Origin of the sequence: Escherichia sp. MOD1-EC6842 (assembly GCF_002965705.1) — a bacterium.
In the GTDB taxonomy this organism is placed as follows: Bacteria; Pseudomonadota; Gammaproteobacteria; order Enterobacterales; family Enterobacteriaceae; genus Escherichia; species Escherichia ruysiae.
Window position 1 is genome coordinate 153,478 of sequence record NZ_PTRF01000006.1, and the last position, 21,548, is coordinate 175,025.

Annotated in this window: 15 protein-coding genes and 1 pseudogene; 12 read left to right on the forward strand and 4 right to left on the reverse strand. The window is 54.0% G+C overall.

Annotated elements, in window-relative coordinates; translation table 11 throughout:
* The first annotated feature begins 114 nt into the window (after positions 1-114).
* The 6 genes and pseudogenes from araB to rluA all read left to right on the forward strand — a co-directional run bounded on the left by araB (position 115) and on the right by rluA (position 10,445).
* A pseudogene (gene araB, locus A7Z29_RS09600) lies at positions 115-1,815 on the forward strand (ribulokinase).
* 10 nt (positions 1,816-1,825) lie between these two features.
* Positions 1,826-3,328 (forward strand): L-arabinose isomerase, encoded by a 1,503-nt coding sequence (gene araA, locus A7Z29_RS09605; protein ID WP_000151749.1) that lies wholly within the window; start codon positions 1,826-1,828, stop codon positions 3,326-3,328.
* A gap of 253 nt (positions 3,329-3,581) precedes the next feature.
* Entirely contained in the window at positions 3,582-4,277 is a 696-nt protein-coding gene (gene araD, locus A7Z29_RS09610) for an L-ribulose-5-phosphate 4-epimerase (RefSeq protein WP_000888664.1), read from the forward strand.
* A 74-nt stretch (positions 4,278-4,351) separates the two neighbouring features.
* Positions 4,352-6,703 (forward strand): DNA polymerase II, encoded by a 2,352-nt coding sequence (gene polB / locus A7Z29_RS09615; RefSeq protein WP_105290138.1) that lies wholly within the window; start codon positions 4,352-4,354, stop codon positions 6,701-6,703.
* A gap of 164 nt (positions 6,704-6,867) precedes the next feature.
* On the forward strand, positions 6,868-9,774 hold the full coding sequence (gene rapA, locus A7Z29_RS09620; protein ID WP_085460313.1) for an RNA polymerase-associated protein RapA: 2,907 nt from the start codon (positions 6,868-6,870) through the stop codon (positions 9,772-9,774).
* 11 nt (positions 9,775-9,785) lie between these two features.
* Complete coding sequence (rluA, locus tag A7Z29_RS09625; RefSeq protein ID WP_105290139.1) at positions 9,786-10,445, forward strand: bifunctional tRNA pseudouridine(32) synthase/23S rRNA pseudouridine(746) synthase RluA; 660 nt, start codon at positions 9,786-9,788, stop codon at positions 10,443-10,445.
* A gap of 123 nt (positions 10,446-10,568) precedes the next feature.
* Here the strand turns inward: rluA and djlA are convergent, their stop codons facing one another.
* Positions 10,569-11,384 carry a co-chaperone DjlA gene (gene djlA / locus A7Z29_RS09630; RefSeq protein ID WP_001200584.1) on the reverse strand — a complete coding sequence of 272 codons (816 nt, stop codon included), beginning with the start codon at positions 11,382-11,384 and terminating at the stop codon, positions 10,569-10,571.
* A 254-nt stretch (positions 11,385-11,638) separates the two neighbouring features.
* On the opposite strand from djlA, the gene lptD reads away from it, so the two are divergent.
* Genes lptD through apaH form a run of 6 tightly spaced genes read left to right on the forward strand, consistent with a single transcriptional unit; the run spans position 11,639 to position 18,371 of the window.
* The gene (gene lptD / locus A7Z29_RS09635; protein ID WP_105290140.1) at positions 11,639-13,996 is read left to right on the forward strand and encodes an LPS assembly protein LptD; all 2,358 of its coding nucleotides are present in this window, start codon (positions 11,639-11,641) and stop codon (positions 13,994-13,996) included.
* Between the two features lie 52 nt (positions 13,997-14,048).
* Positions 14,049-15,335 carry a peptidylprolyl isomerase SurA gene (gene surA / locus A7Z29_RS09640; RefSeq protein ID WP_105290141.1) on the forward strand — a complete coding sequence of 429 codons (1,287 nt, stop codon included), beginning with the start codon at positions 14,049-14,051 and terminating at the stop codon, positions 15,333-15,335.
* Positions 15,335-16,324, forward strand: a complete 990-nt coding sequence (gene pdxA / locus A7Z29_RS09645) for a 4-hydroxythreonine-4-phosphate dehydrogenase PdxA (RefSeq protein WP_105290142.1) — start codon at positions 15,335-15,337, stop codon at positions 16,322-16,324. The genes surA and pdxA overlap by 1 nt, the downstream gene beginning before the upstream one ends.
* Positions 16,321-17,142 (forward strand): 16S rRNA (adenine(1518)-N(6)/adenine(1519)-N(6))-dimethyltransferase RsmA, encoded by an 822-nt coding sequence (rsmA, locus tag A7Z29_RS09650; RefSeq protein WP_001042779.1) that lies wholly within the window; start codon positions 16,321-16,323, stop codon positions 17,140-17,142. Before pdxA ends, rsmA begins: the two co-directional genes overlap by 4 nt.
* A gap of 2 nt (positions 17,143-17,144) precedes the next feature.
* Positions 17,145-17,522, forward strand: a complete 378-nt coding sequence (apaG, locus tag A7Z29_RS09655; protein WP_000610899.1) for a Co2+/Mg2+ efflux protein ApaG — start codon at positions 17,145-17,147, stop codon at positions 17,520-17,522.
* Between the two features lie 6 nt (positions 17,523-17,528).
* Positions 17,529-18,371, forward strand: a complete 843-nt coding sequence (apaH, locus tag A7Z29_RS09660; RefSeq protein WP_000257166.1) for a bis(5'-nucleosyl)-tetraphosphatase (symmetrical) ApaH — start codon at positions 17,529-17,531, stop codon at positions 18,369-18,371.
* Positions 18,372-18,448: 77 nt separating this feature from the next.
* Here the strand turns inward: apaH and folA are convergent, their stop codons facing one another.
* The 3 genes from folA to kefF form a co-directional block, all read right to left on the reverse strand.
* Positions 18,449-18,928, reverse strand: a complete 480-nt coding sequence (gene folA / locus A7Z29_RS09665; protein WP_024212612.1) for a type 3 dihydrofolate reductase — start codon at positions 18,926-18,928, stop codon at positions 18,449-18,451.
* Between the two features lie 194 nt (positions 18,929-19,122).
* Complete coding sequence (gene kefC, locus A7Z29_RS09675) at positions 19,123-20,982, reverse strand: glutathione-regulated potassium-efflux system protein KefC (RefSeq protein ID WP_000377116.1); 1,860 nt, start codon at positions 20,980-20,982, stop codon at positions 19,123-19,125.
* Positions 20,975-21,505: a glutathione-regulated potassium-efflux system oxidoreductase KefF gene (gene kefF, locus A7Z29_RS09680; RefSeq protein WP_000600737.1), complete on the reverse strand. Its 531-nt coding sequence runs from the start codon at positions 21,503-21,505 to the stop codon at positions 20,975-20,977. The genes kefC and kefF overlap by 8 nt, the downstream gene beginning before the upstream one ends.
* Between the last annotated feature and the right edge of the window lie 43 nt (positions 21,506-21,548).

Consider the following 21,548-nt stretch of genomic DNA (forward strand, 5'->3'; position numbering starts at 1 on the left):
ACTTTGCTATGCAATAGCATTTTTATCCATAAGATTAGCGAATACTGCCTGACTGTTTTTATCGCAACTCTCTACTGTTTCTCCATACCCGTTTTTTTTGGATGGAGTGAAACGATGGCGATTGCAATTGGCCTCGATTTTGGCAGTGATTCTGTGCGAGCTTTGGCGGTGGACTGCGCCACCGGTGAAGAGATCGCCACCAGCGTAGAGTGGTATCCCCGTTGGCAGAAAGGGCAATTTTGTGATGCCCCGAATAACCAGTTCCGTCATCATCCGCGTGACTACATTGAGTCAATGGAAGCGGCGCTGAAAACCGTGCTTGCAGAGCTTAGCGCCGAACAGCGCGCAACTGTGGTCGGAATTGGCGTGGACAGCACCGGCTCGACGCCCGCACCGATTGACGCTGACGGTAACGTGCTGGCGCTGCGCCCGGAGTTTGCCGAAAACCCGAACGCGATGTTCGTATTGTGGAAAGACCACACTGCGGTTGAAGAAGCAGAAGAGATCACCCGCTTATGTCACACACCGGGCAACGTTGACTACTCCCGCTATATTGGCGGTATTTATTCCAGCGAATGGTTCTGGGCGAAAATTCTCCACGTTACCCGTCAGGACAACGCTGTTGCGCAATCTGCCGCATCGTGGGTTGAGCTGTGCGATTGGGTGCCAGCCCTGCTTTCCGGCACCACCCGCCCGCAGGATATCCGTCGTGGACGTTGCAGCGCCGGGCATAAATCACTGTGGCACGAAAGCTGGGGCGGCCTGCCACCAGCCAGTTTCTTTGATGAGCTGGATCCAATCCTCAACCGTCATTTACCTTCCCCGCTATTCACTGATACCTGGACTGCCGATATTCCGGTGGGCACCTTATGTCCGGAATGGGCGCAGCGTCTCGGCCTGCCTGAAAGCGTGGTGATTTCCGGCGGCGCGTTTGACTGCCATATGGGCGCAGTTGGCGCAGGCGCACAGCCTAACGCGCTGGTAAAAGTTATCGGCACTTCCACCTGCGACATTCTGATTGCCAACAAACACAGCGTCGGTGAACGCGCGGTGAAAGGTATTTGCGGCCAGGTTGATGGCAGCGTGGTGCCTGGATTTATCGGTCTGGAAGCAGGCCAATCGGCCTTTGGTGATATCTACGCCTAGTTTGGTCGCGTACTCGGCTGGCCGCTGGAACAGCTTGCCGCCCAGCATCCGGAACTGAAAGAGCAAATCAACGCCAGCCAGAAACAACTGCTTCCGGCGCTGACCGAGGCGTGGGCCAAAAATCCGTCTCTGGATCACCTGCCGGTGGTGCTCGACTGGTTTAACGGCCGCCGCACACCGAACGCAAACCAACGCCTGAAAGGGGTGATTACCGATCTCAATCTCGCTACCGACGCCCCGGCGCTGTTCGGCGGTTTGATTGCCGCCACCGCCTTTGGCGCTCGCGCGATTATGGAATGCTTCACCGATCAGGGGATCGCCGTCAATAACGTGATGGCGCTGGGCGGCATCGCGCGGAAAAACCAGGTCATTATGCAGGCCTGCTGCGACGTGCTGAATCGCCCGCTGCAAATTGTTGCCTCTGATCAGTGCTGTGCGCTCGGTGCGGCGATTTTCGCTGCCGTCGCCGCGAAAGTGCACGCAGACATCCCATCAGCACAGCAAAAAATGGCCAGTGCGGTAGAAAAAACCCTGCAACCGCGCACCGAACAGGCACAACGCTTTGAACAGCTTTATCGCCGCTATCAGCAATGGGCGATGAGCGCCGAACAACACTATCTTCCAACTTCCGCCCCGGCACAGGCTGCCCAGGCCGTTCCGACTCTATAAGGACACGACTATGACGATTTTTGATAATTATGAAGTGTGGTTTGTCATTGGCAGCCAACATCTTTACGGCCCAGAGACTCTGCGTCAGGTCACCCAACATGCCGAGCACGTCGTTAATGCGCTGAATACTGAAGCGAAACTGCCCTGCAAACTGGTGCTGAAACCGCTGGGCACCACGCCGGATGAAATCACCGCTATTTGCCGCGACGCCAATTACGACGATCGTTGCGCCGGTCTGGTGGTGTGGCTGCACACTTTCTCCCCGGCAAAAATGTGGATCAACGGCCTGACCATGCTCAACAAACCGTTGCTGCAATTCCACACCCAGTTCAACGCGGCGCTGCCGTGGGACAGCATCGACATGGACTTTATGAACCTGAACCAGACCGCGCACGGCGGCCGCGAGTTCGGCTTCATCGGCGCGCGTATGCGTCAGCAACATGCCGTCGTTACCGGTCACTGGCAGGATAAGCAAGCGCATGAGCGTATCGGCTCCTGGATGCGTCAGGCGGTATCTAAACAGGATACCCGTCATCTGAAAGTCTGCCGTTTTGGCGACAACATGCGTGAAGTGGCGGTCACTGACGGCGATAAAGTTGCCGCACAGATCAAGTTCGGTTTCTCGGTGAATACCTGGGCGGTTGGCGATCTGGTGCAGGTGGTAAACTCCATCAGCGATGGCGATGTTAACGCGCTGGTCGATGAGTACGAAAGCAGCTACATCATGACGCCTGCCACACAAATCCACGGCGAAAAACGGCAGAACGTGCTGGAAGCGGCACGTATTGAGCTGGGGATGAAGCGTTTCCTGGAACAAGGTGGCTTCCACGCGTTCACCACCACCTTTGAAGATTTGCACGGCCTGAAACAGCTTCCGGGTCTCGCCGTACAGCGTCTGATGCAGCAGGGTTACGGCTTTGCGGGCGAAGGCGACTGGAAAACTGCCGCCCTGCTTCGCATCATGAAGGTGATGTCAACCGGTCTGCAGGGCGGCACCTCCTTTATGGAGGACTACACCTATCACTTCGAGAAAGGTAATGATCTGGTGCTCGGCTCCCATATGCTGGAAGTCTGCCCATCGATCGCCGCAGAAGAGAAACCGATCCTCGACGTTCAGCACCTTGGCATTGGCGGTAAAGACGATCCTGCCCGCCTGATCTTCAACACCCAAACCGGCCCTGCGATTGTCGCCAGCTTGATTGATCTCGGCGATCGTTACCGTCTGCTGGTTAACTGCATCGACACGGTGAAAACCCCGCACTCCTTGCCGAAACTACCGGTGGCGAATGCGCTGTGGAAAGCGCAGCCAGATCTGCCAACCGCTTCCGAAGCGTGGATCCTCGCCGGCGGCGCGCACCATACCGTCTTCAGCCATGCGCTGAACCTGAACGATATGCGCCAGTTTGCCGAGATGCACGACATTGAAATCACGGTGATTGATAACGACACCCGCCTGCCTGCGTTTAAAGACGCGCTGCGCTGGAACGAAGTGTATTACGGATTTCGTCGCTAAGTAGTCGCATCAGGCATTCAACGCCTGATGCGACGCTGGCGCGTCTTATCAGGCCTACACGCTGCGATTTTGTAGGCCGGATAAGCAAAACACATTCGGCATTCAACGCCTGATGCGACGCTAGCGCGTCTTATCAGGCCTACACGCTGCGATTTTGTAGGCCGGATAAGCAAAGCGCATCCGGCATTCTTTTCCCCCTCGCCCCTTTGGGGAGAGGGCCGGGGTGAGGGGAAATGACCTCTCTGGAGTCAACATGTTAGAAGATCTCAAACGCCAGGTATTAGAAGCCAATCTGGCGCTCCCAAAACACAACCTGGTCACGCTGACCTGGGGCAACGTCAGCGCCGTTGATCGCGAGCGCGGCGTCTTTGTGATCAAACCTTCCGGCGTCGATTACAGCGTCATGACCGCCGACGATATGGTCGTGGTCAGTATCGAAACCGGTGAAGTGGTTGAGGGCAAGAAAAAGCCCTCCTCCGACACGCCAACTCACCGGTTGCTCTATCAGGCATTCCCGTCCATTGGCGGCATTGTGCATACGCACTCGCGCCACGCCACCATCTGGGCGCAGGCGGGTCAGTCGATTCCAGCAACCGGCACCACCCACGCCGACTATTTCTACGGCACCATTCCCTGCACCCGCAAAATGACCGACGCAGAAATCAACGGTGAATATGAGTGGGAAACCGGTAACGTCATCGTAGAAACCTTCGAAAAACAGGGTATCGATGCGGCGCAAATGCCAGGCGTGCTGGTGCATTCTCACGGTCCGTTTGCGTGGGGTAAAAATGCCGAAGATGCGGTGCACAACGCCATCGTGCTGGAAGAAGTTGCTTATATGGGGATTTTCTGCCGTCAGTTAGCGCCGCAGTTACCGGATATGCAACAAACATTGCTGGATAAGCACTATCTGCGTAAGCATGGCGCGAAGGCATATTACGGCCAGTAATGACTGTATAAAACCACAGCCAGTCAACCAAAACCAGGCTATACTCAAGCCTGGTTTTTTATTGGATTTTCAGCGTGGCGCAGGCAGGTTTTATCTTAACCCGACACTGGCGGGACACCCCGCAAGGAACCGAAGTTTCCTTTTGGTTAGCGACGGACAACGGGCCGTTGCAGGTCACGCTTGCGCCGCAAGAGTCCGTGGCGTTTATTCCCGCTGATCACGTTCCCCGCACTCAACATATTTTGCAGGGTGAGCAAGGATTTCGCCTGACGCCGCTGGCGTTAAAGGATTTTCACCGCCAGCCGGTGTATGGCCTTTATTGTCGCGCCCATCGCCAGTTGATGAATTACGAAAAGCGCCTGCGTGAAGCTGGCGTTACCGTTTACGAGGCCGATGTGCGCCCGCCAGAACGCTATCTGATGGAACGGTTTATTACCGCTCCGGTGTGGGTCGAGGGTGATTTGCGTGATGGCGCTATCGTTAATGCTCGCCTGAAACCGCATCCCGACTACCGCCCGCCGCTCAAGTGGGTCTCTATAGATATTGAAACCACCCGCCACGGTGAGCTGTACTGCATCGGCCTGGAAGGTTGCGGGCAGCGCATCGTTTATATGCTGGGGCCAGAGAATGGCGACGCCTCCTCGCTCGATTTCGAACTGGAATACGTCGCCAGCCGCCCGCAGCTACTGGAAAAACTCAACGCCTGGTTTGCCAACCACGATCCCGATGTGATCATCGGCTGGAACGTGGTGCAGTTCGATCTGCGAATGCTGCAAAAACATGCTGAGAGATACCGCATTCCGCTGCGTCTGGGGCGTGATAACAGCGAGCTGGAGTGGCGTGAGCACGGCTTTAAAAACGGCGTCTTTTTTGCCCAGGCCAAAGGCCGGCTAATTATCGACGGTATCGAGGCGCTAAAATCCGCGTTCTGGAATTTCTCTTCATTCTCGCTGGAAACTGTCGCTCAGGAGCTGTTAGGCGAAGGCAAATCTATCGATAACCCGTGGGATCGGATGGACGAGATTGACCGCCGTTTCGCCGAAGATAAACCTGCGCTTGCGACTTATAACCTGAAAGATTGCGAGCTGGTCACCCAGATCTTCCACAAAACCGAAATCATGCCGTTTTTACTCGAACGGGCGACGGTTAACGGCCTGCCTGTAGATCGCCACGGGGGTTCGGTGGCGGCGTTTGGTCATCTCTATTTTCCGCGAATGCATCGCGCTGGTTATGTCGCGCCTAATCTCGGCGAAGTGCCGCCGCACGCCAGCCCTGGCGGCTACGTGATGGATTCGCGACCAGGGCTGTATGATTCGGTGCTGGTGCTGGACTACAAAAGCCTGTACCCGTCGATCATCCGCACCTTTCTGATTGATCCCGTCGGGCTGGTGGAAGGCATGGCGCACCCCGATCCAGAGCACAGTACCGAAGGTTTTCTCGAAGCCTGGTTCTCGCGGGAAAAACATTGCCTGCCAGAGATCGTAACTAACATCTGGCATGGACGCGATGAAGCCAAACGTCAGGGCAATAAGCCGCTGTCGCAGGCGCTGAAGATCATTATGAATGCCTTTTATGGCGTGCTTGGTACGACCGCCTGCCGGTTCTTCGATCCGCGCCTGGCGTCGTCGATCACCATGCGCGGACATCAGATCATGCGGCAAACCAAAGCGTTAATTGAAGCGCAAGGCTATGACGTGATCTACGGCGACACCGACTCAACGTTTGTCTGGCTGAAAGGCGCACATTCGGAAGAAGGGGCGGCGAAAATCGGTCGTACACTGGTGCAGCACGTTAACGCCTGGTGGGCTGAAACGCTGCAAAAACAACGGCTGACCAGCGCACTGGAACTGGAGTATGAAACTCATTTCTGCCGTTTTCTGATGCCAACCATTCGCGGAGCCGATACCGGCAGTAAAAAGCGTTATGCCGGGCTGATTCAGGAGGGTGACAAACAGCGGATGGTATTTAAAGGGCTGGAAACGGTGCGCACCGACTGGACGCCACTGGCTCAGCAGTTTCAGCAGGAGCTGTATTTGCGCATCTTTCGCAACGAGCCATATCAGGATTATATCCGCGAGACCATCGACAAACTGATGGCAGGTGAACTGGATGCGCGGCTGGTTTACCGTAAACGCCTTCGCCGTCCGCTGAGCGAATATCAGCGTAATGTGCCGCCTCATGTACGCGCCGCACGCCTTGCCGATGAAGAAAACCAAAAGCGTGGTCGTCCTTTGCAATATCAGAACCGTGGCACGATTAAATATGTCTGGACCATAAACGGCCCGGAACCGCTGGACTATCAACGTTCACCGCTGGATTACGAACACTATCTGACTCGCCAGCTTCAACCGGTGGCGGAAGGAATACTCCCTTTTATTGAGGATAATTTTGCTACACTTATGACCGGGCAACTTGGGCTATTTTGAGCAAAAAAAAGAGTTCGTCAGATACCATTTTGATGCGTGACGAATCCTTTGCCATCCAGTACCATAGCGCCCTTTCCATTCCTGGACCTGAATAACGCCACTACCACATAAGCCCGGTAGCGGGTAGTTATTGCCTGCAATTAAAGATATAGAGCCGAACACATATGCCTTTTACACTTGGTCAACGCTGGATCAGCGATACAGAAAGCGAATTGGGACTTGGAACCGTTGTCGCGGTGGATGCGCGAACTGTCACTCTGCTTTTCCCATCTACGGGTGAAAACCGTCTGTACGCACGCAGTGATTCCCCCGTGACCCGCGTGATGTTCAACCCTGGTGATACCATTACCAGCCACGATGGCTGGCAGATGCAAGTTGAAGAAGTAAAAGAAGAAAATGGCTTGCTGACCTATATCGGTACTCGCCTGGATACTGAAGAAGCCGGCGTGGCCCTGCGCGAAGTTTTCCTTGATAGCAAACTGGTGTTCAGCAAACCGCAGGACCGTCTGTTTGCCGGGCAGATTGACCGTATGGACCGCTTTGCGCTGCGTTATCGCGCGCGTAAGTATTCCAGCGAACAGTTCCGTATGCCGTACAGCGGCCTGCGCGGTCAGCGTACCAGTCTGATCCCGCACCAGCTCAACATCGCTCATGATGTTGGTCGCCGCCACGCGCCGCGCGTTCTGCTCGCTGACGAAGTGGGTTTAGGGAAAACCATTGAAGCTGGGATGATCCTGCATCAGCAGTTGCTCTCTGGCGCTGCTGAACGTGTGCTGATTATCGTCCCGGAAACTTTACAGCATCAGTGGCTGGTAGAAATGCTGCGCCGTTTCAACCTGCGTTTTGCTCTGTTTGATGATGAGCGTTATGCCGAAGCTCAGCACGATGCTTACAACCCGTTCGATACCGAACAGTTGGTGATTTGCTCGCTGGATTTTGCCCGTCGTAGCAAACAGCGTCTGGAACATCTCTGTGAAGCCGAGTGGGACCTGCTGGTGGTCGATGAAGCGCATCACCTGGTGTGGAGCGAAGATGCGCCGAGCCGTGAATATCAGGCCATTGAACAACTGGCAGAGCATGTGCCGGGCGTTCTGCTGCTGACCGCAACCCCGGAACAGCTGGGGATGGAAAGCCACTTCGCCCGTCTGCGTCTGCTGGACCCGAACCGTTTCCACGATTTCGCGCAATTCGTTGAAGAGCAGAAAAATTATCGTCCGGTTGCGGACGCCGTTGCCATGCTGCTGGCAGGTAACAAACTGAGCAATGACGAACTGAACATGCTCGGTGAGATGATCGGCGAACAGGATATCGAGCCGCTGTTGCAAGCAGCAAACAGCGACAGCGAAGATGCCCAGAGCGCCCGTCAGGAACTGGTTTCGATGCTGATGGATCGCCACGGCACCAGCCGCGTGCTGTTCCGTAACACCCGTAACGGCGTAAAAGGCTTCCCGAAACGCGAGCTGCACACCATTAAGCTGCCGCTGCCGACGCAGTATCAGACGGCTATTAAAGTGTCCGGCATTATGGGCGCACGTAAAAGTGCGGAAGACCGCGCCCGCGATATGCTCTATCCGGAGCGTATTTATCAGGAATTTGAAGGCGATAACGCCACCTGGTGGAACTTTGATCCGCGCGTTGAGTGGCTGATGGGCTATCTGACCAGTCATCGCTCACAGAAAGTGTTGGTGATCTGCGCCAAAGCCGCCACCGCGCTGCAACTAGAGCAGGTGCTTCGCGAACGTGAAGGTATTCGCGCAGCTGTGTTCCACGAAGGCATGTCGATTATCGAACGTGACCGCGCAGCCGCCTGGTTCGCCGAAGAAGATACCGGCGCACAGGTGCTGCTGTGCTCGGAAATCGGTTCTGAAGGACGTAACTTCCAGTTCGCCAGCCACATGGTAATGTTCGATCTACCGTTCAACCCAGACCTGCTGGAGCAGCGTATTGGTCGTCTGGATCGTATCGGTCAGGCGCACGATATTCAGATCCACGTACCTTATCTGGAAAAAACCGCTCAGTCGGTGCTGGTACGCTGGTATCACGAAGGTCTGGATGCGTTCGAGCACACCTGCCCGACCGGACGTACTATCTACGATAGCGTGTACAACGATCTGATTAACTACCTGGCTTCACCCGATCAAACCGAAGGCTTTGACGATCTGATCAAAAACTGCCGCGAGCAACACGAAGCCCTGAAAGCACAACTGGAGCAGGGTCGTGACCGCCTGCTGGAGATCCACTCCAACGGTGGCGAAAAAGCCCAGGCACTGGCAGAAAGCATTGAAGAGCAGGATGACGATACCAACCTGATCGCCTTCGCCATGAACCTGTTCGATATTATCGGTATTAATCAGGACGATCGCGGCGACAACATGATCGTGCTGACGCCGTCCGATCATATGCTGGTGCCGGACTTCCCGGGCTTGTCGGAAGACGGTATTACCATCACCTTTGATCGTGAAGTGGCGCTGGCGCGTGAAGATGCGCAGTTTATTACCTGGGAACATCCGCTGATCCGCAACGGTCTGGATCTGATCCTTTCTGGCGATACTGGTAGCAGCACGATTTCACTGTTGAAAAACAAAGCGTTGCCGGTAGGTACGCTGTTGGTGGAGCTGATTTACGTGGTTGAAGCACAAGCGCCGAAGCAGTTGCAGCTTAACCGCTTCCTGCCACCGACGCCGGTACGTATGCTGCTGGATAAAAACGGCAACAACCTGGCGGCACAGGTGGAGTTTGAAACCTTTAACCGTCAGCTTAACGCAGTGAATCGCCACACCGGTAGCAAGCTGGTTAACGCCGTACAGCAAGAGGTTCACGCTATCCTGCAACTGGGTGAAGCGCAGATTGAGAAGTCTGCCCGTGCACTGATCGATGCGGCGCGTAACGAAGCTGACGAAAAACTGTCTGCGGAACTGTCGCGTCTGGAAGCACTGCGCGCAGTGAACCCGAACATTCGTGACGACGAACTGGCCGCCATTGAAAGCAACCGTCAGCAGGTAATGGAAAGTCTGGATCAGGCAGGCTGGCGTCTGGATGCCCTGCGTTTAATCGTTGTGACGCATCAGTAACGGAGCCGAAGATGGGGATGGAAAACTACAATCCGCCGCAGGAACCCTGGCTGGTTGTCCTGTATCAGGATGATCACATTATGGTGGTCAACAAGCCGAGCGGTTTGTTGTCTGTGCCGGGGCGCCTGGAAGAGCACAAAGACAGCGTGATGACGCGCATTCAGCGTGATTATCCGCAGGCGGAATCGGTGCATCGTCTGGATATGGCCACCAGCGGCGTGATTGTAGTGGCGCTGACTAAAGCTGCGGAGCGGGAATTAAAACGCCAGTTCCGCGAGCGCGAGCCGAAAAAACAGTATGTGGCTCGCGTCTGGGGGCATCCATCCCCTGCGGAAGGTCTGGTGGATCTGCCGTTGATTTGCGACTGGCCAAACCGCCCGAAACAGAAAGTCTGTTACGAAACGGGTAAGCCTGCGCAGACAGAATATGAAGTCGTGGATTATGCGGCGGATAACACGGCAAGAGTGGTGTTAAGGCCGATTACCGGACGTTCGCATCAGCTACGTGTGCATATGCTGGCGCTGGGGCATCCGATTCTCGGCGATCGTTTTTATGCTTCACCAGAAGCCAGGGCGATGGCACCGCGTTTGCTGCTACATGCAGAGATGTTGACGATTACCCATCCGGCATATGGCAATAGTATGACGTTTAAGGCGCCAGCGGATTTTTGATAGTGACGACGGCGCAGTCCGGTAGTCCGGATAAGGCGTTCACGCCGCATCCGGCAATTTGTGCCGCCGGATGCGACGCTGACGCGTCTTATCCGGCCTACAATTTCTCACTCGCTCTGAAACTTATTTAAACCCTTTCTGCTGCTTAATCAGCTCATACGCCTGCTGAATTTCCTGCGCTTTCTGCTTCGCCATCTCCATCATTTCTGGCGGCAGACCTTTCGCTACCAGCTTATCGGGATGGTGTTCGCTCATCAGCTTACGGTAGGCTCGTTTAATGGTGGTTGCATCGTCCGTCGGCTTCACGCCCAGCACGTTACAGGCATCTTCCAGTGTCGGGCCACGCTGCGCTTGCTGCCAGTTACCACCGCCAGATTGCTGCTGATAACCGCCGCCAAATTGCGCCCCACCCTGCATCATGCGCAGAAACTGGTCAAACTGGGCGCGGGAGATCCCTAACTCTTCAGCAATCACATACAGCACCGCCCGTTCATTCGGGTGCAGTGAACCATCAGCAAACGCCGCCTGAATCTGGATCTCCAGAAACATACGAATTAAGTCGAAACGACCAAAGCAAACACTACGAAACTGACGCATCTTTTCGCGCAGCGGGTAATTGTCTGATTTTCCCACCCGAAATGCATTTTGCGCCGCAGTACGGGAAGCACCGTGTAAATTCATCCGATCCATGAGCAATGTGGCAATATGAATATCAGCCTCAGTAACACGTCCTTTGGATTTGGTTAAATGCCCCATTACTTCAAAAGTGGTGGCAAAAAACAGCGCCTGACGCTCGCGCTGGTTGGCGAACCACGCCATTTTGCGGCTGCGGGCTTTATCAAACATATGGCCGATTAACAGACCTAATACAACGCCCCAAAAGCCGCCGCCCATCAGTAAGGCCACGGCCACGCCAATGATTTTTCCCCAATACTGCATATATTCCCCAAATCGACACACGGATATCAGGGCTATCTCCCACAATATAAAGGTGCTTTTACCGTTTTCCGGCTGCGGTCAATTGTGGGACATCGCCTATAATTTGCATTATCATACCTGTCATTCAATGCCGTGCCTAACACCACTGACGCTATTCGGACAGGATTAACACTAGCGTAGAGATGACGAGTACGTTAGTCTCTGACCGTTTGTCACGCGCAACGTTACCGATGATGGAACAATAAAATCAACGTATGAAAAAACGTATCCCCACTCTCCTGGCCACCATGATTGCCACCGCCCTTTATAGTCAACAGGGACTGGCAGCCGACCTCGCCTCACAGTGCATGTTGGGCGTGCCAAGCTATGACCGTCCTCTGGTACAGGGCGATACTAACGACTTACCCGTGACGATTAATGCTGACCACGCAAAGGGGAATTACCCCGATGACGCCGTGTTTACTGGCAGCGTAGATATCATGCAGGGTAACAGCCGTCTGCAGGCCGACGAAGTGCAGCTCCATCAAAAAGAGGCACCAGGACAACCGGAGCCGATACGTACTGTTGATGCGCTCGGTAATGTCCATTACGACGATAACCAGGTGATCCTCAAAGGGCCGAAAGGCTGGGCGAATCTGAACACCAAAGATACCAACGTCTGGGAAGGTGATTACCAGATGGTGGGTCGCCAGGGTCGTGGTAAAGCGGACCTGATGAAACAACGTGGCGAAAACCGCTACACCATTCTGGATAACGGTAGCTTTACTTCCTGTCTGCCAGGTTCTGATACCTGGAGCGTGGTAGGTAGCGAAATTATTCATGACCGCGAAGAACAAGTTGCGGAGATCTGGAACGCCCGCTTTAAAGTGGGTCCGGTTCCGATCTTTTACAGCCCGTATTTGCAGTTGCCGGTGGGTGATAAACGCCGTTCTGGTTTCTTGATCCCGAACGCCAAATACACCACCACCAACTACTTTGAGTTCTATCTGCCATATTACTGGAACATCGCGCCAAATATGGATGCCACCATCACGCCGCATTATATGCATCGTCGTGGCAACATCATGTGGGAGAACGAATTCCGTTATCTCACCCAGGCAGGCGCAGGCTTGATGGAACTGGATTATCTGCCTTCGGATAAAGTCTATGAAGATGAACATCCAGAAGATAGCAATTCACGCCGTTGGTTGTTCTACTGGCAACACTCCGGAGTGATGGACCAGGTTTGGCGCTTTAACATCGACTACACCAAAGTCAGCGATCCCAGCTATTTCAATGACTTCGATAACAAGTACGGTTCCAGTACTGACGGCTACGCAACGCAAAAATTCAGCGTTGGCTATGCAGTGCAGAACTTTGACGCCACGCTTTCGCATAAACAATTCCAGGTTTTTGATGATACCAGTGGCAACAGCTACGCCGCTGAACCGCAGTTAGACGTCAATTACTACCATAACGATCTCGGTCCGTTTGATACCCGCATCTATGGTCAGGCTGTGCATTTTGTAAATACCAATAGCAATATGCCAGAAGCCACACGTCTGCACCTTGAACCGACAATCAATCTTCCGTTGTCGAATAACTGGGGGAGTCTGAATACCGAAGCCAAACTGATGGCGACGCATTATCAACAGACCAATCTTGACTGGTATAACAGCAACCCACAAAACAATAAGTTGGCAGATTCTGTTAACCGTGTAATGCCGCAATTCAAAGTTGACGGCAAAATGGTCTTTGAACGCGATATGGAAATGCTGGCGCCGGGTTACACCCAGACGCTGGAACCGCGCGCGCAATACCTGTATGTGCCGTATCGCGATCAGAGCGATATCTACAACTACGACTCGTCTCTGCTGCAATCTGACTACTCTGGCCTGTTCCGGGACCGGACTTACGGTGGTCTTGACCGTATTGCTTCGGCTAACCAGGTGACGACCGGTGTCACAACTCGCGTATATGATGACGCAGCCGTTGAACGTTTTAATATTTCCGTTGGTCAAATCTACTACTTCACGGAGTCTCGCACCGGCGATGACAACATAACATGGGAGAATGACGACAAAACGGGCTCACTGGTATGGGCAGGCGATACCTACTGGCGCATCTCCGAACGCTGGGGATTGCGTGGCGGCATTCAGTACGATACTCGTCTGGATAACGTAGCCACCAGTAACACCAGCATTGAATACCGTCGGGATGAAGACCGTCTGGTACAGCTGAACTACCGCTACGCCAGCCCGGAATATATTCAGGCTACGCTGCCTAAGTACTATTCCACCGCCGAGCAGTACAAAAACGGTATTTCGCAGGTAGGCGCAGTCGCCAGCTGGCCAATCGCCGATCGTTGGTCAATTGTCGGGGCTTACTACTACGACACCAATGCGAACAAGCAAGCCGACTCAATGTTAGGCGTGCAATACAGCTCCTGCTGCTATGCGATTCGCGTCGGTTACGAGCGGAAGCTGAACGGTTGGGATAACGATAAACAACATGCGGTATATGACAACGCAATCGGCTTTAACATCGAACTTCGCGGCCTGAGCTCTAACTACGGTCTCGGTACGCAAGAGATGCTGCGTTCGAACATTTTGCCGTATCAAAACTCTTTGTGATTTGTTGATTTACCACGTAATCCGCAGTGCGGTTAATTGAAATGGAAAAAGTATGAAGAACTGGAAAACGCTGCTTCTCGGTATCGCGATGATCGCGAATACCAGTTTCGCTGCCCCCCAGGTAGTCGATAAAGTCGCAGCCATCGTCAATAACGGCGTCGTGCTGGAAAGCGACGTTGATGGATTAATGCAGTCGGTAAAAATGAATGCCGCCCAGGCAAGGCAGCAACTTCCTGATGACGCGACGCTGCGCCACCAAATCATGGAGCGTTTGATCATGGATCAAATCCTCTTGCAGATGGGGCAGAAAATGGGAGTGAAAATCTCCGATGAGCAGCTCGATCAGGCAATTGCCAATATTGCCAAACAGAACAACATGACGCTGGATCAGATGCGCAGCCGCCTGGCCTACGATGGTCTGAACTACAACACCTATCGTAACCAGATCCGCAAAGAGATGATTATCTCTGAAGTGCGTAACAACGAAGTGCGTCGTCGCATCACCATCCTGCCGCAGGAAGTTGAAGCTCTGGCGCAACAAGTCGGTAATCAAAACGATGCCAGCACTGAGCTGAACTTAAGCCACATCCTGATCCCGCTGCCGGAAAACCCGTCTTCTGAGCAGGTAAACGAAGCGGAAACACAGGCGCGTGCCATTGTCGATCAGGCGCGTAATGGCGCTGATTTCGGTAAACTGGCGATCGCTCACTCTGCCGATCAGCAGGCGCTGAACGGCGGCCAGATGGGCTGGGGTCGCATTCAGGAACTGCCGGGAATTTTCGCCCAGGCATTAAGCACCGCGAAGAAAGGCGATATTGTTGGTCCGATTCGTTCTGGCGTTGGCTTCCATATCCTGAAAGTTAACGATCTGCGCGGCGAAAGCAAAAATATTTCGGTAACCGAAGTTCATGCTCGCCATATTCTGCTGAAACCGTCGCCGATCATGACTGACGAACAGGCTCGCGTAAAACTGGAGCAAATTGCAGCGGACATCAAGAGTGGTAAAACCACGTTTGCCGCTGCGGCGAAAGAGTTCTCTCAGGATCCAGGCTCTGCCAACCAGGGCGGCGATCTCGGCTGGGCTACGCCAGATATTTTCGATCCGGCCTTCCGTGACGCGTTGACCCGCCTGAACAAAGGTCAAATGAGCGCACCGGTTCACTCTTCATTCGGCTGGCATTTAATCGAACTACTGGATACCCGTAATGTCGATAAAACCGACGCTGCGCAGAAAGATCGTGCTTATCGTATGCTGATGAACCGTAAGTTCTCGGAAGAAGCAGCAAGCTGGATGCAGGAACAACGCGCCAGCGCCTACGTTAAAATCCTGAGCAACTAATGGTTAAAACCCAACGTGTTGTGATCACTCCCGGCGAACCCGCCGGGATTGGCCCGGACTTAGTTGTCCAGCTTGCACAGCGTGAGTGGCCGGTCGAACTGGTTGTTTGTGCCGATGCCACTCTCCTTACTGACCGGGCAGCGATGCTCGGTTTGCCGCTTAATCTCCGCCCTTACTCCCCAGACTCCCCTACACAACCGCAAACTGCGGGCACATTAACGCTACTTCCTGTCGCGCTACGTGCACCTGTGACTGCGGGGCAATTAACGGTTGAAAATGGGCATTACGTGGTAGAGACGCTGGCGCGAGCGTGTGATGGCTGTCTGAACGGTGAATTTGCCGCGCTGATTACCGGCCCCGTGCATAAAGGCGTCATTAACGACGCTGGCATTCCGTTTACCGGTCATACCGAGTTTTTCGAAGAGCGTTCGCAGGCAAAAAAAGTCGTGATGATGCTGGCAACCGAAGAACTTCGCGTGGCGCTGGCAACGACGCATTTACCGCTGCGCGATATCGCTGACGCCATCACCCCGCCCCTGCTGCATGAAGTCATTTCTATTTTGCATCACGATTTGCAAACCAAATTTGGTATTGCTGAGCCGCGCATTCTGGTCTGTGGCCTGAATCCGCACGCGGGCGAAGGCGGTCATATGGGCACGGAAGAGATAGACACCATCATTCCGGTGCTCGACGAGTTACGGGCGCAGGGGATGAAACTCAACGGGCCTTTGCCTGCCGATACCCTGTTTCAGCCTAAATATCTCGACAACGCCGACGCGGTGCTGGCGATGTACCACGATCAGGGTCTTCCCGTGCTAAAATACCAGGGCTTCGGGCGCGGTGTGAATATTACGCTGGGCCTGCCCTTTATTCGCACATCAGTGGACCACGGCACCGCGCTGGAACTGGCGGGACGTGGCAAAGCCGATGTCGGCAGTTTTATTACGGCGCTTAATCTCGCCATCAAAATGATTGTTAATACCCAATGAATAAACGAGTCCACCAGGGCCACTTAGCCCGTAAACGCTTCGGGCAAAACTTTCTCAACGATCAGTTCGTGATCGACAGCATTGTTTCTGCCATTAACCCGCAGAAGGGTCAGGCGATGGTCGAAATCGGCCCCGGTCTGGCAGCGTTGACCGAGCCAGTCGGCGAACGTCTGGATCAACTGACAGTCATCGAACTTGACCGCGATTTGGCGGCACGTCTGCAAACGCATCCATTCTTAGGCCCGAAACTGACGATTTATCAGCAGGATGCGATGACCTTTAACTTCGGTGAGCTGGCTGAGAAAATGGGTCAGCCGCTACGAGTTTTCGGTAACCTGCCGTATAACATCTCCACGCCGTTGATGTTCCATCTGTTTAGCTATACTGATGCCATTGCCGACATGCACTTTATGTTGCAAAAAGAGGTGGTGAATCGTCTGGTTGCAGGACCGAACAGCAAAGCGTATGGTCGATTAAGCGTCATGGCGCAATATTATTGCAACGTGATCCCGGTGCTGGAAGTACCGCCATCGGCCTTTACACCACCACCAAAAGTGGATTCCGCCGTCGTGCGCCTGGTTCCTCATGCAACGATGCCTTACCCGGTTAAAGATGTTCGCGTGTTAAGCCGTATCACCACCGAAGCCTTTAACCAGCGTCGTAAAACCATTCGTAACAGCCTCGGCAACCTGTTTAGCGTCGAGGTGTTAACGGGAATGGGCATCGACCCGGCGATGCGAGCGGAAAATATCTCTGTCGCGCAATATTGCCAGATGGCGAACTATCTGGCGGAGAACGCGTCTTTGCAGGAGAGTTAACGATGATCAATTCGCCCCGAGTGTGTATTCAGGTCCAAAGTGTTTACATTGAAGCACAATCTTCACCTGATAATGAACGTTACGTTTTTGCTTATACCGTAACCATACGCAACCTGGGGCGAGCGCCAGTGCAGTTGTTGGGGCGTTACTGGCTGATCACCAACGGCAATGGCCGTGAAACCGAAGTCCAGGGCGAAGGTGTGGTGGGCGTTCAGCCGCATATCGCCCCTGGCGAAGAGTACCAGTACACCAGCGGTGCGATAATCGAAACACCGATGGGCACCATGCAGGGTCACTACGAAATGATCGATGAAAATGGCGTTCCATTCAGCATCGACATTCCTGTATTTCGACTCTCCGTTCCAATACTCATTCATTAAAATAATATGGCGACATACCTTATTGGCGACGTTCATGGTTGTTACGATGAACTGATCGCTTTGCTGCATAAAATAGAATTTACCCCTGGGAAAGATACCCTCTGGCTGACGGGTGACCTGGTCGCTCGCGGGCCTGGTTCGCTTGATGTTCTGCGCTATGTAAAATCCTTAGGCGACAGCGTGCGTCTGGTGCTGGGTAATCACGATCTGCATCTGCTGGCGGTATTCGCCGGGATCAGCCGTAATAAACCGAAAGACCGCCTGACACCGCTGCTGGAAGCGCCCGACGCTGATGAGCTGCTTAACTGGCTGCGTCGCCAACCTCTGCTGCAAATCGACGAAGAGAAAAAGCTGGTGATGGCTCACGCGGGGATCACGCCGCAGTGGGACTTAGAGACTGCTAAAGAGTGTGCTCACGACGTAGAAGCAGTATTGTCGAGTGACTCCTATCCTTTCTTCCTCGACGCCATGTACGGCGACATGCCAAACAACTGGACGCCAGAGTTACGCGGACTGGCACGACTGCGTTTTATCACCAACGCTTTTACCCGTATGCGTTTTTGCTTCCCGAACGGTCAACTGGATATGTACAGCAAAGAGTCGCCAGAAGACGCGCCAGCACCATTGAAACCGTGGTTTACCATTCCAGGGCCAGTTAGCGAAGAATACAATATTGTGTTTGGTCACTGGGCATCGCTGGAAGGAAAAGGTACGCCGGAAGGTATTTACGCGCTGGATACCGGATGCTGCTGGGGTGGGACATTAACCTGCCTGCGCTGGGAAGATAAGCAGTATTTCGTCCAGCCATCGAACCGGCATAAGGATATGGGCGAAGCGGCGGCGTCTTAAACACAGCCTGATACAGGAAGGCCGGATAAGACGCGACCGGCGTCGCATCCGGCACTAGCCGTAAATTCTATACAAACTTACCGCCGTTCCAGAATCTCAAAACAATAGCTATGAGAGTTCTGCGCATCGGCGTCGTGGAATTCGCTGAACACCGATTCCCAGTCATCCGGCTCGTAATCCGGGAAATGGGTGTCGCCTTCCACTTCCGCGTCGATATGCGTCAGATACAGTTTTTGCGCTTTTGGCAGGAACTGCTCATAAACGCGACCACCGCCAATCACCATAATCTCCGGTACGTCACCACACGCCGCGATGGCTTCATCCACCGATTTCACCCACGTTACGCGATCGTCCGTACCCGGCTGGCTGCTGATGATAATATTCTTGCGTCCTGGCAGCGGGCGGCCGATGGATTCCCAGGTATGGCGCCCCATAATCACGGGTTTATTTAAGGTGTTACGTTTAAACCAGGCGAGATCGGCAGGCAGGTTCCACGGCATGGCGTTTTCCATGCCGATAACGCGATCTACCGCTAACGCCGCAATCAGACTGATCATTGAGATTTCCCGATAAAAAAAATTGTCGCCACTATACGTAAAGCGTAAACCGTCGTCGACTGGTGTGAGGATGATGTTGAGGAAAATTTTATATTCTGCTGGCGAGTCCACGCTATGTCCGTGGACTCGCCTCATTACAGTTGCGCAAAAACAAACTGTTAGTTGTAAAGTGCGTGCTACACCACACTTTCTGATTACGATGGCTTAGTTTCTGGCTCATCCGCCATGTTGCCGGTATGTTTTCCTTCCTCGGTTCCCTGCCAGCCATGCCGTTGAATTAATGACAGATGTTCACGATCCTCGGTAATGATCTCGCTTAACATCGCGCTGGTGCGTTTATAGACCGCCGCGCGGGCTTTGGTGTCGTTCTCAACCATTGCCATCTCTTCCACCATCTCAATATTAAAGCGGCGGAACACATCGGCACGTTCTCGCGCTTCATATGGCCCAAGACCTAAACTTTCCAGCGCCAGACGCCCGGTTTTCAGCGCACCTTCAAAGGTTTCACGCTCCGGCTTTTCAACGCCAGCCTGTCGCAAACGGATGTAGTGATCGACATCGCGGGCGCGGGCAATAATCTGCAAATGCGGAAAATGTTCTTTCACCATCTCCGTCAGTTGCAGATTGGTTTGCGGATCGTCGATGGCGTTAATCAGCACTTCCGCTTTCGCCGCTCCCGCAGATTCCAGTAAATCCATCCGCGTGGCATCACCGTAAAAGACTTTCATGCCGAATTTGCGCAACGTTTCGATATGGTCAGGATCGTGATCGAGCACCACCATTTTTACCCCACTGGAGAGCAGTAAACGTCCGGTGATCTGCCCAAAACGACCGAATCCGGCGATAATCACGCGCGGCTGTTCTTCATCGATCTCATCGGCTTCACGCGCTTCTTCAGTAGAAGATTGCTCAAGGCGATTGAGGATCACCAGCAGAATCGGCGTTGCCGCCATCGACAGCGCCACCGCCAGGGTCAGTGATTTCGCCCACTCCGGCTCCAGCACATTTGCCATTTGCGCCGCACCAAACACCACAAAGGCAAACTCGCTGCCCTGCCCTAACAGCACCGCAAACCAACGACGCTGTTTATTCGGCACCTGTAATGGCCGGGCAATCAGCCACAACATGGCGATTTTGATGATGAGGAAACCAAGCAGCAAAATGACAATGCGTAATGGGTTTTCAAGCAGCGTGCCAAAGTCTATCGACATGCCAACACCGATGAAAAATAGCCCCAGCAGCAAACCTTTAAACGGTTCGATATCGCTTTCCAGCGCATGACGGTATTCCGAGCTTGCCAGCAGTACGCCCGCCAGAAACGCGCCCATCGCCATCGACAAGCCAACCTCTTCCAGCAGCAAACCAAAGCCAAACACGAGGAATAAAGCCACGGCACTAAACACTTCCCGCAAGCCAGAGCGGGCAACAAAACGCAGCGCCGGACGCGTGACATAGCGCCCCAGCAATACCACCAGCACCAGCGCCCCCGCCACTTTTAACGCCGAGAGAGCAAATGCGCCCATCGTCGTCGAGGCACTGCTCGCCGCCAGTAGCGGGATCATCGCTACCAGAGGGATCGCGGCGATATCCTGGAACAGCAGCACCGCAAAGGCGCTGCGTCCCATTTGCGTCACCATCAGGTTACGCTCATTCATCGCCTGCATGGCAATCGCCGTAGAAGAGAGCGCCAGCGTCATGCCGATCAATTCCGCTACCTGCCAGCGCAGCCCAAGTAACATGCAGAAGAGCCCCAGTAGGCCGCCACAAATCACCATCTGCAATGCGCCACCGCCGAACACTGCCGCACGCAGCTTCCACAGCCTTTGTGGATCGAGTTCGAGGCCAATAATAAATAGCATCAGCACCACGCCAATCTCGGCAAAGTGCAGAATAGATTCGGCATCAGTCACCAGTCGCAGCCCCCACGGGCCAATAATGCAGCCCGCGATCAGGTAGCCAAGTACCGATCCCAGACCGAGGCGTACCGCAATGGGTACAATCAGCGCCGCCGAACCGAGATAAATCAGCGCCTGAATCAGCGTATGGCTATCCATGATGTGCCTCCTGCCATTCCAGCAGACGTTGCTTATAGTGGCGCGCCTGCCCTTCGAGGGTTTCGTCGTCACAAATAAAGGTGCAGTGCATGGCAAACGGCGGCAGCCAGTTCAGCCCGCAGTAGATTGCCGTCGCCTGTAGCGGCTGCGACAGCACATCAAAGCCCGGATGCGCACCAATTTCAAAATGGCTTTCCCCGCCGCCGGTCGTCACCGCCCACAGCAAGTGTTTGCCATGCAGCGCCGTACCGCCGTGACCGTAAGCCCAGCCGTGCGAGAGGACTTTATCGATCCAAAGTTTAAGGAGCGGTGGAATGCTGTACCACTGCATCGGGTGCTGCCAGACGATCAGATCGGCGCGAGACAGCGCCTCCTGCTCGGCGGCAATATCGATATTGAAGTCAGGATAGAGTTGATAAAGAGAGCGAATTTCGACGCCTTCCAGCGTCCTTGCCTGTTCAAGCATCCGTTTATTCGCATGGGAATGATGCGGATACGGATGCGCATAAATTATGAGGATCATAGTTATTAGCCCGCGTGTTTACGCCTTTGTTTTCCCACAAAGT